This is a genomic window from Mesorhizobium sp. GbtcB19 (assembly GCF_019091085.1).
Lineage (GTDB): Bacteria > Pseudomonadota > Alphaproteobacteria > Rhizobiales > Rhizobiaceae > Mesorhizobium.
Genome location: NZ_JAGXJY010000029.1, coordinates 19,868 through 33,829 on the forward strand (window position 1 = coordinate 19,868; position 13,962 = coordinate 33,829).

The 13,962-nt window shown below is 65.1% G+C and carries 13 protein-coding genes; 9 read left to right on the forward strand and 4 right to left on the reverse strand.

Annotated features, from left to right (window positions below):
- The first annotated feature begins 122 nt into the window (after nucleotides 1-122).
- The 3 genes from KVT37_RS29385 to KVT37_RS29395 are packed head-to-tail and all read left to right on the forward strand — an operon-like array spanning nucleotide 123 to nucleotide 2,618.
- Complete coding sequence (locus KVT37_RS29385) at nucleotides 123-1,319, forward strand: Tm-1-like ATP-binding domain-containing protein (protein ID WP_217578527.1); 1,197 nt, start codon at nucleotides 123-125, stop codon at nucleotides 1,317-1,319.
- Between the two features lie 11 nt (nucleotides 1,320-1,330).
- Nucleotides 1,331-2,197, forward strand: coding sequence for a phosphoenolpyruvate hydrolase family protein (locus KVT37_RS29390; protein WP_217578528.1), 867 nt, complete (start codon nucleotides 1,331-1,333; stop codon nucleotides 2,195-2,197).
- Between the two features lie 4 nt (nucleotides 2,198-2,201).
- The gene (locus KVT37_RS29395; RefSeq protein WP_217578529.1) at nucleotides 2,202-2,618 is read left to right on the forward strand and encodes a cupin domain-containing protein; all 417 of its coding nucleotides are present in this window, start codon (nucleotides 2,202-2,204) and stop codon (nucleotides 2,616-2,618) included.
- A 75-nt stretch (nucleotides 2,619-2,693) separates the two neighbouring features.
- Here the strand turns inward: KVT37_RS29395 and KVT37_RS29400 are convergent, their stop codons facing one another.
- Complete coding sequence (locus KVT37_RS29400) at nucleotides 2,694-3,884, reverse strand: Xaa-Pro peptidase family protein (RefSeq protein WP_217578530.1); 1,191 nt, start codon at nucleotides 3,882-3,884, stop codon at nucleotides 2,694-2,696.
- A 335-nt stretch (nucleotides 3,885-4,219) separates the two neighbouring features.
- Here KVT37_RS29400 and KVT37_RS29405 point away from each other — a divergent pair, with 335 nt between their 5' ends.
- From KVT37_RS29405 to KVT37_RS29430, 6 genes are all read left to right on the forward strand, one after another.
- Complete coding sequence (locus KVT37_RS29405; protein ID WP_217578531.1) at nucleotides 4,220-5,830, forward strand: ABC transporter substrate-binding protein; 1,611 nt, start codon at nucleotides 4,220-4,222, stop codon at nucleotides 5,828-5,830.
- A 267-nt stretch (nucleotides 5,831-6,097) separates the two neighbouring features.
- Complete coding sequence (locus KVT37_RS29410) at nucleotides 6,098-7,084, forward strand: ABC transporter permease (protein ID WP_217578532.1); 987 nt, start codon at nucleotides 6,098-6,100, stop codon at nucleotides 7,082-7,084.
- Nucleotides 7,081-7,911: an ABC transporter permease gene (locus KVT37_RS29415; RefSeq protein WP_217578533.1), complete on the forward strand. Its 831-nt coding sequence runs from the start codon at nucleotides 7,081-7,083 to the stop codon at nucleotides 7,909-7,911. The genes KVT37_RS29410 and KVT37_RS29415 overlap by 4 nt, the downstream gene beginning before the upstream one ends.
- Complete coding sequence (locus KVT37_RS29420; RefSeq protein ID WP_217578534.1) at nucleotides 7,908-8,912, forward strand: ABC transporter ATP-binding protein; 1,005 nt, start codon at nucleotides 7,908-7,910, stop codon at nucleotides 8,910-8,912. The genes KVT37_RS29415 and KVT37_RS29420 overlap by 4 nt, the downstream gene beginning before the upstream one ends.
- Entirely contained in the window at nucleotides 8,909-9,694 is a 786-nt protein-coding gene (locus KVT37_RS29425) for an ABC transporter ATP-binding protein (RefSeq protein WP_217578535.1), read from the forward strand. The genes KVT37_RS29420 and KVT37_RS29425 overlap by 4 nt, the downstream gene beginning before the upstream one ends.
- Nucleotides 9,691-10,197 carry an L-2-amino-thiazoline-4-carboxylic acid hydrolase gene (locus KVT37_RS29430; protein ID WP_217578536.1) on the forward strand — a complete coding sequence of 169 codons (507 nt, stop codon included), beginning with the start codon at nucleotides 9,691-9,693 and terminating at the stop codon, nucleotides 10,195-10,197. Before KVT37_RS29425 ends, KVT37_RS29430 begins: the two co-directional genes overlap by 4 nt.
- A gap of 111 nt (nucleotides 10,198-10,308) precedes the next feature.
- Here the strand turns inward: KVT37_RS29430 and KVT37_RS29435 are convergent, their stop codons facing one another.
- The 3 genes from KVT37_RS29435 to KVT37_RS29445 all read right to left on the reverse strand — a co-directional run bounded on the left by KVT37_RS29435 (nucleotide 10,309) and on the right by KVT37_RS29445 (nucleotide 13,892).
- The gene (locus KVT37_RS29435) at nucleotides 10,309-11,097 is read right to left on the reverse strand and encodes a DeoR/GlpR family DNA-binding transcription regulator (RefSeq protein WP_254634339.1); all 789 of its coding nucleotides are present in this window, start codon (nucleotides 11,095-11,097) and stop codon (nucleotides 10,309-10,311) included.
- Nucleotides 11,098-11,217: 120 nt separating this feature from the next.
- Nucleotides 11,218-12,519 (reverse strand): FAD-binding oxidoreductase, encoded by a 1,302-nt coding sequence (locus tag KVT37_RS29440; protein WP_217578537.1) that lies wholly within the window; start codon nucleotides 12,517-12,519, stop codon nucleotides 11,218-11,220.
- Between the two features lie 2 nt (nucleotides 12,520-12,521).
- A complete protein-coding gene (locus tag KVT37_RS29445; protein WP_217578538.1) occupies nucleotides 12,522-13,892 on the reverse strand; it encodes a glutamine synthetase family protein in 1,371 nt (456 codons plus the stop codon).
- Between the last annotated feature and the right edge of the window lie 70 nt (nucleotides 13,893-13,962).

Sequence of the window (13,962 nt, forward strand, 5' to 3'; positions counted from 1 at the left end):
ATGGCGCAATGCCGGGCAATGACGGGGTCCCCACCAGCGACGAGGCTTTTGCCGAGGAGCTTAAGGGTGGGCGAAAAGGCAGGCGGCGATGCCGAACATGCCGGATGACGGGGAGCCACGGGATGAGGCACATCTATGTGGTCGGCACCGCCGACACCAAAGGTGAGGAACTCGCCTTCCTGGCCGATGTAATCGCCAACGCCGGTGGCGCGGTCGTTCGTGTCGATATCGGCACGCGCAGCGCGGCCGTCCCGGTCGATATTCCCGCCAGCGAGGTTGCCGCGCATCATCCCCGGGGAGCCGGCGCGGTTCTCGGCATCGACGACCGCGGCGCGGCGGTTGCCGGCATGGGCGCCGCCTTCGCCAATTTCATCCGGTCGCGCGACGACGTCGCCGGCGTGATCGGTATCGGCGGCGGTGGCGGCACCTCGATCATCACCGCCGGCATGCGCGCGCTGCCGCTCGGCCTGCCTAAAATCATGGTCTCGACGCTGGCCTCCGGCGACACCGCGCCTTACGTCGACGTCTCCGACATCATCATGATGCCGTCGGTCACCGATATGGCGGGACTGAACAGGCTCTCGCGTGTCGTGCTGCACAACGCCGCCCAGGCGATCGCCGGCATGGCGGCAAAGCCGGCCCCGGCCGCTGCAGGCAAACCGGCGCTCGGGCTCACCATGTTCGGCGTCACCACCCCTTGCGTGACCGCAATCGTCGACCGCTTGCGCGCCGACTATGACTGCATGGTCTTCCACGCCACCGGCACCGGCGGCCGCTCGATGGAGAAGCTGGCCGATTCCGGCTTGCTTGCCGGCGTCCTCGACATCACCACCACCGAAGTCTGCGATTTGCTGTTCGGCGGCGTGCTGCCGGCGACGGAAGATCGCTTCGGCGCCATCGCACGTACAAAGCTGCCTTACGTAGGCTCGGTCGGCGCGCTCGACATGGTGAACTTCTGGGCGCCGCCGACTATCCCGGAAAAATATCGCGGGCGGTTGTTCTACGAGCACAATCCCAACGTCACGCTGATGCGCACCACGGCCGACGAATGCCGCAAGATCGGCGAATGGATCGGCGGCCGCCTCGCGCGCTGCGATGGCCCGGTCCGCTTTCTCATTCCGGAAAAAGGCGTCTCGGCGCTCGACATCGAAGGCGGCGCCTTCTTCGACCCGGAAGCCGACACCGCGCTGTTCGAAGCGATCGAACGCACGATCAAACCGAATAGGAACCGCACGGTGACGCGGCTGCCGCTGCACATCAACGAACCCGCATTCGCCACGGCCGCCGCCGAGGCTTTCCTCGACATCGCCAACAAGTGAGACCGATAAGCATGGCCGCCATTCCGCGCAAAAAGATCCTGGAAAAATTCCGCAAGATGATCGCCGACGGCGTGCCGATCGTCGGCGGCGGCGCCGGCACCGGTCTGTCGGCCAAGGCCGAGGAAGCCGGCGGCATCGACCTGATCATCATCTACAATTCCGGCCGCTACCGCATGGCCGGACGCGGCTCGGCCGCCGGCCTGCTCGCCTATGGCAACGCCAACGAGATCGTGAAGGAGATGGCCTATGAGGTGCTGCCGGTGGTGAAAAAGACGCCGGTGCTGGCCGGCGTCAACGGCACCGATCCTTTCGTCATCATGCCGCTGCTTCTCGCCGAGCTGAAGACGATGGGCTTTTCCGGCGTACAGAATTTTCCGACCGTCGGCCTGTTCGACGGCACCATGCGCCAGAGCTTCGAGGAGACCGGCATGGGTTTTGGACTCGAGGTCGACATGATCGCCGAGGCGCACAAGCTCGACCTTCTTACCACGCCCTATGTCTTCAACCCGGAGGAAGCCCGCGCCATGACCAAGGCCGGCGCCGACATTGTCGTCGCCCATATGGGTGTGACGACCGGCGGCTCGATCGGCGCCACTTCGGCGAAAACGCTCGACGCCTGCGTCAAGGAGATCGACGCCATTGCCGATGCCGCGCGTTCGGTGCGCAAGGATGTGATCCTGCTTTGCCATGGCGGGCCGATCTCGATGCCCGACGATGCCCGTTACATCCTCGACCGCTGCAAGGGCCTGCACGGCTTTTACGGCGCAAGCTCGATGGAACGGCTGCCGGCGGAAGCCGCGATCGCCAGGCAGACGGCGGATTTCAAGGCTGTGACACTGCACGACCTGAAAGCAACGCCAAAGAAAAAGAAGGGATGAGAGAATGGCCGACAGAAGCAAGGTTTTCGTCTACCCGAAGGATGTCAGCGCCTTTGGCTTCGACTGGGGAAAATTGTCGCTTACCGTCGCGCCCGAGGTGAACGGCGCCGAACGCTTTTCCGGCGGCGTCGTCGACTTGCCGCCCGGCCAGGGTCACACCCGTCACAACCATCCGGGCGCCGAAGAGATCATCTTCGTCATCTCCGGCAGTGGCGAGCAGATGGTCGAGGACGAGAAGGGCAATCCGGTTGTGGCCAAAGTCGGTCCCGGCTGCACCATCTACGTGCCGGAAAGCCGCTTCCATTCGACGCTCAACACCGGCGACCAGCCGATGCAGCTCTTCGTCGTCTATTCGCCGGCCGGACCGGAACTGACGCTGCGCGATCTGCCGGACTTCAAGCTGCTGCCGGCGGGAAAATGATGAACTTCCCTTCTCCCCGTTCTACGGGGAGAAGGTGCCCGAAGGGCGGATGAGGGGCAGCGCGGGCCTTCGGCTCTATGAAATCCCGCCTCTGTTCCAGCCGCGCCCGCGGTCGCCGAACATCACATAGCCGGCGTCGGTCACCGCGACCGTGTCCTCCAGCTTGATGAAGCCGCGTGTCGGGTGAAGCATGGTCGTCTCGACCGACAGCACCATGTTCTTCTCCAGCGGCTTGGCCGCATAGGTGCCTTCATAGGCGACCGGATGGTTGGTCATCAGGAACGGCGCCTCATGCGTGATCAGCCCCATGCCGTGGGCGAAGAAATCCGTATAGGCCGCAACCTTGGAGGCCTTCAGAACGCTCTCCGCATGCGCGATCATGTCGCCGCCCAGCGTGCCGGCCTTGACCTTGGAGAAGGCCGCCTGCTGCACGGTTTCGACTTCGGCCAGAAGATCCTCCAGCTCGGCATCCGGCTCGCCAAGCACGCCCATGCGGCAGAGGTCGCCGATATAGCCGTGATAATTGCCGCCGGAATCGATCGACAGCACCTCGCCCTTCTTCCACGCCTGGCTTGAGGAAGCGCGGTTGTGGCTGGAGCCCAGCGTCAACAGGCAATATTCGAAATGCGCGCCGCGATTGGTCTCCTCCCGCCTGAGGTGCTCGATGATATCGGCCTTGGTCGTCCCCTCGCGCGCCCAGCCGATCGTCGCCAGCATCGAGTCGGTGATCAGTTCGGAGGCGATGCGCAGCTGTTCGAGCTCAGCCTCGGTCTTGATGGCGCGCATGCTCTCCAGCATGCCGGTCGCATCGATCAGCTTCGCGTCCGGCAGCGCCTTGCGGACCAGCGTGTAGGCATCCGACGGCAGGAAGCCCGGCTCGATGCCGATGCGCGCCGCGCTTTTGCCGATCTGCTTGAGATGCTCCACCGCAAGATTGGCGGCGTCGAGCGTGCCCCAGCAGGCGGCATGCAGGGTCGGCGTCCAGAACGGATGGTTCTGGTGCTCGCCGCCTTCCATCTTGTTGCCGATATAGGCGGCATGCTCCGGCCCACCTTTCTCATAGAGCACGATCGGCAGATAACGGCTGTGACCGATCGCATCCATCGCGGCAAAGAAGATGAACTTGTAGCCGCCGAGCAGATATTGGGTGTTGTGCTTGGAGGTAGCGAAGAGCACGTCAATGCCGGCTTCCTCCATCAGCCGGTCCACCCGCGCCCGGTCGAACGGAATGCTGCTGACCTCGGTCTTGCCCGGAGCGATGTTCATCTGCCTCTCCCTATTTTTTTCATCGGCCGCAGGAGCGCCGAACGTCACGATTTATGGCTGTTGGCCAAATCTGCATCATCTTGGCCACTCTGGTCCAGCCAGAGCTGATCACTTTCGCGCCAAAGGCGCTTCTTCGTCCCAATCTCGGTCCATCTTCGCCAATCTGGTCTTACCAGATAAGGACATAAGAGCTTCTTTCGGCTGGCTGGTCCAGCGGACGGAAATTTCAAAGCCAAGCCATGATGCGCCAAATCCGTCTCTGGCGAAACCTTTGCCAAGCGCCATAATCACGCGATTGCCGCGCCTGCCATGGCGCGAAGTGGGGAGTTTGAGCGATGTCCGAATTGACGATTTCACGCCGCGGCCTGCTGGCCGGCTCGGCGCTGCTTCTGGCCTCGACCGCGCTGCCGACCATCGGCTTTGCACAGACGCCGAAGAAGGGCGGCCGGCTGATCGTCGCCGCCGACTCCGAGCCGCGCAACCTCAACCCGGCGATCGTCGCCTCCAACGGTGTCTTCTTCATTTCCAGCAAGATCGTCGAGACGCTGGCCGAAGCCTCCTCCGACGGCAAGGACGGGCTTGAGCCGCGGCTGGCACTTTCCTGGGAGGGTGCTGCCGACGGCCTGTCGGTGACCTTCAAACTGCGCGAAGGCGTCAAATGGCATGACGGCAAGCCCTTCACCTCCGCCGATGTCGCCTTCTCGGCGCTGCAGATCTGGAAGCCGCTGCAGAATCTCGGCCGCACCGTGTTCAAGGACCTTGCTGCCGTCGACACGCCGGACGAGCTGACCGCAATCTTCAAATTCGCCAAGCCGACGCCGTTCCAGCTGATCCGCAACGCGCTGCCGGCGCTGTCGAGCGTCGTGCCGAAACACGTCTATGCGGTGGGCAAGATCGAGGACAACCCGGCCAACAACGCGCCGGTCGGCACAGGCCCGTTCAAATTCGCCGAATACAAGGCCGGGCAATATTACCGGCTAACGAAGAACGACGCCTATTGGGGCAAGGATGAGCCCTATCTCGACGAGATCGTCTACCAGGTGTTGCCGGACCGCACGTCGGCCGCCGCGGCACTCGAAGCCGAGGAGATCCAGCTCGCCGCCTTCTCGGCCGTGCCGCTTGCCGACCTCGACCGCATTTCCAAAGTGCCAGGCCTGAAGGTCATCACCAAGGGCTATGAGGGGCTGACCTACCAGCTCGTCGTCGAGATCAACCACCGCCGCAAGGAGCTGGCCGACCTGAAAGTGCGGCAGGCGATCGCGCATGCCATCGACAAGGACTTCGTCGTCAAGACGGTCTTCCTCGGCTACGCCGCGACCGCGACCGGCCCGGTGCCGAAGAACGATCCGCAATTCTACACCGCCGACGTGCCGACTTATGCCTTCGACGTCGCCAAGGCCAATGCGCTGCTGGACGAAGCCGGCTACAAGCGCGCCGACGACGGCAAACGCTTTGCGCTAAAGCTGCTGCCGGCACCCTATTTCAACGAGACGAAGCAGTTCGGCGACTATCTGCGTCAGGCGCTCGCCGCCATCGGCATCGACGCCGAGATCGTCAACAACGACTCTGCCGCGCACATCAAGGCCGTCTACACCGACCATGCCTTCGACCTCGCCGTCGGTCCGCCGGTGTTCCGCGGCGACCCTGCGATCTCGACCACCATCCTGGTGCAGAGCGGCATTCCCGACGGCGTGCCCTTCTCCAACCAGGGCGGCTACAAGAACGCCGAGCTCGACGCGCTGATCGCCAAGGCATCCGAGACGCTCGACACATCGGCCCGCACCGAGCTCTACAAGGAGTTTCAGAAAAAGGTCGCCGCCGACTTGCCGCTGATCAACGTCGCCGAGTGGAGTTTCATTTCCGTCGCGCGCGATACGGTCGGAAATATCGCCAACAACCCGCGCTGGGCGGTGTCGAACTGGGCGGACACCTATTTGGAATCGTGACACATTCGCGCGGATGAAAATTCGCGAAGAAATCGGAATTTGGCCGGAGGCCGCGTTCCGTCACCCCCCTCTCTGTCCTGCCGGACATCTCCCCCTCAAGGGGGGAGATCAGCCGTTTGTCCGTCCCGCCAGTCCTGCAACGTCGAAAATTGGCGAAGCCGTAGATGAAAGCCAATCTCCCCCCTTGAGGGGGAGATGTCCGGCAGGACAGAGAGGGGGGTCTGGGCGCAATCCTAGCCAGCGTACCGCCAACCTCAAGAGGCGCGCATGACCCGCGCCCTCACCCTCATCCGCCGCCGTCTCGTCGGCAGCGTCTTCGTCCTCCTCATCGTCATCATCGGCAGCTTCCTCCTGCTCGAAGCAGCCCCGGGCGATGCGGTCGATGCCTATATCGTCTCGACCGGCGGCGATGCCGGCATGATCGAATTGCTGCGCCACCGCTGGGGCCTCGACCAGTCGGAACTGACGCGGCTCGCCAACTACCTCTGGGCACTGCTGCATCTCGATCTCGGCCAATCCATCACCTTCTCCAGGCCGATCCGCGAAATCATCCTCGAGCGCCTCCCGACCACGCTCATTCTGATGGGCAGCGCCACCGCGCTCTCCTTCGGCCTCGGCTCGGCGCTCGGCATCTACGCAGGCGCGAAACCCGGCAGTTTTCGCGACCGCGTCCTCTCCATCGGCTCACTGGCGCTTTATGCGGTTCCCGGCTTCTGGCTCGGCCTAGTGCTGATCGTTGTCTTCGCCGTCGATCTGCGCTGGCTGCCGATCGGCGGCATCGAGACCATTGCTTCCGGCAAGACCGGGCTCGCCCGGGCCGCCGACATCGCCACCCATCTCGTGTTGCCGGTCGCGGCGCTCGGCTTCATCTATCTCGCGCTCTATCTGCGAATGATGCGCGCCGGCATGGCCGAGGCCTGGCGGCAGGATTTTGTCCTGGCCGCCCGCGCCCGGGGGCTGACGCGCCGCCGCATCGTGCTTGCCCATGTCGCCCGCAACGCGCTTCTGCCGCTGGTCACGATGCTTGGCCTGCAGTCGGCGCAGATGCTGGGCGGCAGCGTCGTCATCGAAAGCGTCTTTGCCGTGCCCGGGCTCGGCCGGCTGGCGCAGGAAGCGGTCGCCGGCCGCGACACGCCGCTGCTGCTCGGCATTATCCTGGCCAGCGCCTTCCTGGTCATCGTCATCAACCTCCTGGTCGACCTCGCCTATGCCTTCCTCGATCCGCGCGTCGGCGCCAGCGAGGCAAACGCATGAGCCGCCTGCATCGCTTCTTCCGCACACCAGAGGCAATCGCCGGCGCGCTCATCCTCGCTCTGCTGGTCGCAATGGCGCTGGCCGCACCACTGCTTTTTCCCGGCGATCCGCAGGCGATCGCCGGCCCGGCGCTGCTGCCGCCTTTCCAGGACTGGTCGCTGCCGCTCGGCACCGACCGCCTCGGCCGCGACGTGCTGGCCGAGCTTTTCCACGGCGCCCGCACCTCGCTGGCGGTGGGATTGGCGGCGGCTGCCGCCGCGCTCCTGATCGGTGCCGCTGTCGGTACTCTAGCCGGCTTCGCCAGCGGCCTGCTCGACGAAGTGCTGATGCGCGTCACCGACGCCTTCCAGACCGTGCCGAGCTTCCTGCTGGCGCTCGCCTTCGTCAGCATTGTCGGTCCCTCGCTGGGCGTTGTCGTAGCGGCGATCGCGCTCAGCGCCTGGACCGGACCCGCGCGCGTCGCCCGCGCGGAAGTCCTGTCGATCCGCGAACGCGACTATGTCGCCGGCGCCCGGATCATCGGCATGCATCCGCTCGAGATCGCCTTTCGCGAGGTGCTGCCCAACGCGCTGCCGCCGGTGCTGGCGCTGTCCTCCGTGATCGTCGCGGCGGCGATCCTGACCGAAGCAGCACTTTCCTTTCTTGGCCTTGGCGATCCCAACCGCGTCACCTGGGGCGGCATGATTGCCGAGGGACGCACGGTGCTGCGCACCGCGCCGTTTCTATCGATCGTTCCGGGCGTGGCGCTCGTGCTGACGGTGCTCGGCGTCTACCTCGCCGGTGAAGGCGTGGTGGAAAGCACCGCGGTGCGCAGGAGCCTGTCATGACGGTGCTGCTTTCCATTCGCGATCTGGTGATTGCCTATCGCCGCGACGGTATAGAGGTGCCAGCGCTGAAGGGTGTCAGCCTGGAGGTTCTCGCAGGAGAGCGCCTGGCGATCATCGGCGAAAGCGGCTCGGGCAAGAGCACGTTGGCATTGGCGGTTGCGGGGCTGCTGGCGAGGGGGGCCAGGGTTGGTGGAACGATTGGGTGGCTCTTGCCGGCAAGCGCTGGCGCCAAGGCCCCCCTCTCTGTCCTGCCGGACATCTCCCCCTCAAGGGGGGAGATTGGCAATTCCGGCGCCGGCTCTCTTCTTGCGACCTCGAAGATTGGCGAAGGCGGAGATCACAGCGTAATCTCCCCCCTTGAGGGGGAGATGTCCGGCAGGACAGAGAGGGGGGCGAAGGATCGCCAACCGTCCGCACTTGCCACAAGCCAGCCCCGCCTCGGCCGCGACATCGGCTTCGTCTTCCAGGACCCCTCTTCCAGCCTCGATCCGGTCATACCGATCGGCAAGCAAATCGCCGAAGTCGCCCGCACGCATCTCGACCTGACCTGGCCTGACGCCTACACCAAAGCCAAAACCCTGCTCGAACGCGTCCACCTGCCCAATCCGGACGCCACCCTCCGCGCCTACCCGCACCAGCTCTCCGGCGGCCAGAAGCAGCGCGTGGCCATCGCCGCGGCAATCGCCGCCGCACCAAAACTCCTGATCGCCGATGAAGCGACCAGCGCGATCGACACCATCGTCCAGGCCGAGATCGTCGCCCTGATCCGCCGGTTGGTGGCCGAGGATGGCATGACGCTCATCTTCATCAGCCACGACATCGCGCTCGCCACCACATTGGCCGATCGCATCGCGGTGCTGCGCCACGGTGAACTGGTCGAGCTTGGCGAAGCCCGCCAGATTATCGAAGCTCCGCGACACGCCTATACGCGCGCATTGCTCGACGCCCATCTCGGCCTCGATGCGAAGCCTTTGCTGGACCGGCAAGGCGCTTCGGCATGAGCCTGCTTGCCGTCTCCAATCTCGCCAAGCGCTACCGTCGCGGCGGCAAGCCCTTCGCGGCGGTCGACGACATATCCTTCGAGATCGGCCCCGCCGAAACGCTGGCGCTCGCCGGCCCGTCCGGCAGCGGCAAATCGACGATCGCAAAGCTGGTGCTGCGGCTGATCGAGCCAGATGCCGGCCGCATCGACTTCGAGGGCGGCGACTTCCTTGCACTGTCAGGTGCCGCACTGCGCACGCGCCGCGCCCGCCTGCAGATGGTGTTCCAGGATCCGCTAGCCGCCTTCAATCCGCGCGCCACTGTTGCGCGGGTCCTGGACGACCCCTTGCGCATCTACAACATCGCTTCGCGCGCCGAGCGCCCGCGCCGGATTGCGGCGCTGCTGGAGCGCGTCGGCCTCGATACCAGCCTCGCCGCGCGTGCCATCCATGAGATCTCCGGTGGCCAGCGCCAACGCGTGGCGATCGCCCGCGCCATCGCCACGCGGCCATCGCTGATCGTGCTCGACGAAGCCGTGTCGGCGCTCGATGTCTCGGTGCGCGGACAAATCCTGGAATTGCTGCTCGACCTGCAACGGCAGGAACGGATCGCCTATCTGTTTATTTCCCATGACCTCGGCGTCATCCGCGCCGTCGCCCATCGCGTCGTCATCCTCGATGCCGGCCGGATCGCCGAGAGCGGCGATGCCCGCGCCGTCATCGCCGATCCGCAATCGGCGGTCGGCAAGGCGCTGGTGGCGGCGACGCCGAAGCTTGTCAGGACCAGTCAGGACGCATCATGACCAATCTCGAAACCGTCAGAGCCGAAAAACTGTCGCGCGAGCTCGACTCCGCCTTTCGCAACCGCGCCGACCTCTATCGCCTCTTCCTCGACGAGCTGACCGCCGCGCTCGGCGCTGCGAAGGCCGAAGCGGTGATGGTGCGCACCATCGAAAAGCGCGGCCAGGAAGTCGCGGCGGCGGCTTTCGCCGGCTTCGGTCCAAACGACGCGCCGGCGATCGGCGAAGCATTCCTCTCCGTCAGCCCTGATGGCGGCCGCATGTATCCGACCGACGTCGATCGAGGGCCGGACCACATCGCCTTCAAGGTGAAGCGCTGCCCGCTGAAAGACGCCTGGGTCGAGGCCGGCGTCGGCGAGGAAAAACTCGCCACGCTCTGCCGCATCGCCGGCGCCTTCGACCGCGGCCTGTTCGAGGCGACCGGCGTGCGCTTCGACAATGTCACCTGGACGCCGGGTCACGGCTCCGGCTGCTGCCACATCGCGCTGACCAATCGGGATGCTTAGAGCAATTCCAGGAAAAGTGTAGGTGGTTTTCCGTCCGGAATTGCGTCAAAACAAAGAGATAGAGCCATCGCCGTTTCCGTGAAACGGCGAACGCTCTATCCGATTATCTATTCAGCTCTCGGCAAACACATGCAGCTCACCGCCCGCTTCGTCGATCGCGGCGCGCAGTTCGGCTGCCGGCTCGCTGTCGGTGACGACATCGGAAATCTCGCTCAGCGCGCAGACGCGCTCCAGGCCGCTGCGGCCGAACTTGTCGTTGGTCACGACCAGCATCGTCGACAATGACCGCCGCATCATTGCTCGCTTCACCGCCGCCGCGCCCGAGATCATGTCGCTCGGCCCTTCGGCGTTCAGCGCCGAGGCGCCGATGATGGCGACGTCGGCATTGTAGCGGCGCACGAATTCCACCGTGTCCTCGCCGAGCACAGCGGCCTCGCGGCTGTCATAGGTGCCGGGGCAAAGGATGACGCGGAAGCCGGGATTGGCGCCGGCCACCGAGGCGACGCCGATGGAGTTGGTGATGATCGTCAGGTCGCGGCCGTGCTGCGAGAGGCTGCGCGCCACCTCGTAGGTGGTCGACCCGCCGTCGATCATCAGGATCGAGCCTTTCTCGATCAGTCCGGCCGCGCCACGCCCGATGCGGGCCCGCTCCTCGACCATGGTGAGGCCACGTTCGGCGATCACCGGTTCCGACGTCACCAGTGAGATGGTCGCGCCGCCATAGGTGCGGTTGAGCAGCCCCGCCTCGCCGAGTTCGATGAGATCGCGGCGGATGGTCTCGCCGGCGACACCGATGCGGCGCGCCAGCTTCGAGATGCGGATCGACGCCGAGCGCCGGACCTCCGACAGGATCAGCTCATGTCGCTCCTTCTTGGTCAGTCGGCCCGGCTCGATGTTCATCGCCCTTCCTTCTCGGATTTCGTCCCGGCGTGGGGACATTAGCCACGCCGGGGACAGGAAGCCAGCCGGGGGGCTGTCGAGATTCTGGTCAGGCCGACCTCACCTGAATATCGACAGACCCTAATGCCTGAGCCGATCGCGCATCGCGTACCACAACATGCCGAGCACATAGAGCGGCCCACGCAGCGCCGTGCCGCCCGGGAAGGGCAGCGGCGTCAGTGTCGAGAACAGGTCGAGGCGCGAGGCGTCGCCCGTGATCGCTTCCGCGAGCAGCTTGCCCGACAGCGTCGACAGGATGACGCCCTTGCCGGAATAGCCATGCGCGAAATAGACCTCGCCGTAATGCCCGACATGCGGCAGGCGCGACGTCGTCACTGACACCAGCCCGCCCCAGGCATGGTCGATGCGGCAGCCCTTGAGTTGCGGAAACGTCTTTTCCATATGCGGCCGCACAAAGCCGGCGATGTCGGCCGGCGGCGACGGCGTGTAGCGCTCGCCGCCGCCAAACAGCAGGCGTCCGTCGGCCGACTTGCGGTAGTAGTTGACGACGAACAGCGTGTCGGACACCGCGACATTGGCTGGGATGACGTCGGCCTTACCGTCCAACGGCTCGGTGGCGACGATATAGTTGCCGACCGGCATGATGCGGCTGTTGACGCGCGGCTCGAGACCTTTCAGCAGCGCATCGCCGGCCAGCACGACATGCCGGGCACGCACGGAACCCTTGTCTGTATGAACGCGTATCGATGGCTCACGCTCCAGCCGCGTCGCAATCGAGTTTTCATGGATGACGACGCCGGCGCTGACCGCGGCGCGGGCGAGGCCGAGCGTGTAGTTCAGCGGATGCATATGGCCGCCGAGCGGCTCGAACACCGCGCCCTGATAGGGCGTGTCCACCTTTTGCCGGGCCTGCGCCGCCGAGAGGATCTCGACATCGGTAAAGTTCATGATCTTGGCGAGACATTCGGCTTCGTCCTCGAAGTCGCGCATGTCGGAGCCGTTGACCGCGCCCACCAGATGGCCGGTCAGCCTCAGGTCGCAGTCGATGCCGTGGCGTTCGATGATGTCGAGCACCAGCCCACGCGCCTCGAAGGCGAGGTCGAACAGGGCCTTGGCCCGTTCCGGTCCGAAGCTTTTGGCCAGCCCCCTGGCGCCTTTGCGCAGCCCCGGGATCATCTGGCCGCCATTGCGCCCGGAAGCGCCCCAGCCGATCTTGCCGCCTTCGAGCAGCACCACTTTCAGGCCGCGCTCGGCCGCATGCAGCGCCGCCGACAGGCCGGTGCAGCCGCCGCCCACCACCACCAGATCGGCTTCGACATCGCCGGCTAGAGCCGGATGGTCCGGCGCCGGATTGGCGGTGGCGACATAGTAGGACTTGCCGATATCGAGACCGGAATTGAAACCTGTTGAACGCGAGGCCATCGTCACACCTTGAGCAGCAGGTGGTCGCGTTCCCAGGACGTCACCACGCTCTGGAACAGGTCGAGCTCGACGCTCTTCACGCGCAGATAAGTCTGGAAGAAGTCCTCGCCGAGCAGCGCCCGCACGGGTTCGCAGGCGGCCAAGCGGTCCAGCGCCTCCTCCATGGTTTTCGGCAGCGTGCTCTTGCTCTTATAGGCATTGCCGGACGCTTCGGCGGATCGCGCGAGCTTCTCCTCGATGCCGAGATAACCGGCGATCAGCGAGCCGGCCATCGCAAGGTAGGGATTGGCGTCCGCCCCAGGCAGCCGGTTCTCGATGCGACGCGCGGCGCGACCGCCCATCGGCACGCGCAGGCCGCAGGAGCGGTTGTCATGCGACCATTCGATATTGGCCGGCGCGCTGTGGTTCGGCCGGATGCGCCGATACGAATTCACGTTGGGTGCAAACAGCGGCATGATTTCGGGGACGTATTTCTGCAGGCCGCCGATGAAATGCGCGAACATTTCGCTGTCCTCGCCGTCCTCGCCGGCAAACAAGGGCTCGCCCTTCCGGTCGACGATCGACATGTGCAGATGCATCGAGCTGCCGGCCTGCGCGGCGATCGGCTTGGCCATGAAGGTGGCATGCATGCCGTTGGCTTGCGCCGCCTGCCTGGCCAGGCGCTTGAACAGGAGCACCTTGTCGGCGAGCGCCAGCGGATCGCCATGCAGGAAGTTGATCTCGAGCTGCGCCGTGCCGGATTCATGGATCAGCGTCTCGAGCGGCAGGCCTGCGGCCGCCGAATGCGCGTAGATGCGCTGGATGACCGGTTCGAATTCCTCCAGCGCCTGCATGTCGTAGGGATGCTGCACGCTTTCCGGCCGGCCGTTGCGTCCGACAGGCGCGGTCAGTGGCCGGTCCGGGTCGGGATTGGGGGCCGTGAGATAGAATTCAACCTCCGGCGCCATCACCGCGCGCCAGCCGCGCTGCTCATAAAGGTCGAGCACGGCTTTCAGCACATGGCGCGGCGAAGCCATCCACGGCCGGTCGTCCATGTGGAACGTGTCGGCGAAAACATAGGCTCTGCCGGCGCTGCCGGGCGCAAGGCACAGGCTGGAAACATCCGGCACCATGCGCATGTCCGGATCGGAATAGGCAAAGCCCTCGTCGATCGAGCCGGAATAGCGGCCGTCGATGGCGACCAGGAAGGCGCTGCTCGGCAGATAGAGCGCGCGGTCGTCGAGCGACTTCAGAAATTTGGCGACCGGCAGGGTCTTGCCGCGCAGCACGCCGTTGACGTCCGGCACGAAGCATTCGACTTCGTTGATCGCGTGCGTCTTCAGCCAGCTTTGCGTGTCCGCGCCAGCGAATGAGGTGTTCAGATTGTCAGGCATTGGTCATGTCCGTACGAAGGAGAGATCGCTTCGGCGGGCATGTCCGTTCCGGGTGGGGCGTTACTAAGCT

Bases quoted from the DNA above. Each gene is read 5' to 3' on its own strand.
- KVT37_RS29385 (WP_217578527.1), top strand. From the start codon at position 123: ATGAGGCACATCTATGTGGTCGGCACCGCCGACACCAAAGGTGAGGAA.
- KVT37_RS29390 (WP_217578528.1), top strand. From the start codon at position 1,331: ATGGCCGCCATTCCGCGCAAAAAGATCCTGGAAAAATTCCGCAAGATG.
- KVT37_RS29395 (WP_217578529.1), top strand. From the start codon at position 2,202: ATGGCCGACAGAAGCAAGGTTTTCGTCTACCCGAAGGATGTCAGCGCC.
- KVT37_RS29400 (WP_217578530.1), bottom strand. From the start codon at position 3,884: ATGAACATCGCTCCGGGCAAGACCGAGGTCAGCAGCATTCCGTTCGAC.
- KVT37_RS29405 (WP_217578531.1), top strand. From the start codon at position 4,220: ATGTCCGAATTGACGATTTCACGCCGCGGCCTGCTGGCCGGCTCGGCG.
- KVT37_RS29410 (WP_217578532.1), top strand. From the start codon at position 6,098: ATGACCCGCGCCCTCACCCTCATCCGCCGCCGTCTCGTCGGCAGCGTC.
- KVT37_RS29415 (WP_217578533.1), top strand. From the start codon at position 7,081: ATGAGCCGCCTGCATCGCTTCTTCCGCACACCAGAGGCAATCGCCGGC.
- KVT37_RS29420 (WP_217578534.1), top strand. From the start codon at position 7,908: ATGACGGTGCTGCTTTCCATTCGCGATCTGGTGATTGCCTATCGCCGC.
- KVT37_RS29425 (WP_217578535.1), top strand. From the start codon at position 8,909: ATGAGCCTGCTTGCCGTCTCCAATCTCGCCAAGCGCTACCGTCGCGGC.
- KVT37_RS29430 (WP_217578536.1), top strand. From the start codon at position 9,691: ATGACCAATCTCGAAACCGTCAGAGCCGAAAAACTGTCGCGCGAGCTC.
- KVT37_RS29435 (WP_254634339.1), bottom strand. From the start codon at position 11,097: ATGAACATCGAGCCGGGCCGACTGACCAAGAAGGAGCGACATGAGCTG.
- KVT37_RS29440 (WP_217578537.1), bottom strand. From the start codon at position 12,519: ATGGCCTCGCGTTCAACAGGTTTCAATTCCGGTCTCGATATCGGCAAG.
- KVT37_RS29445 (WP_217578538.1), bottom strand. From the start codon at position 13,892: ATGCCTGACAATCTGAACACCTCATTCGCTGGCGCGGACACGCAAAGC.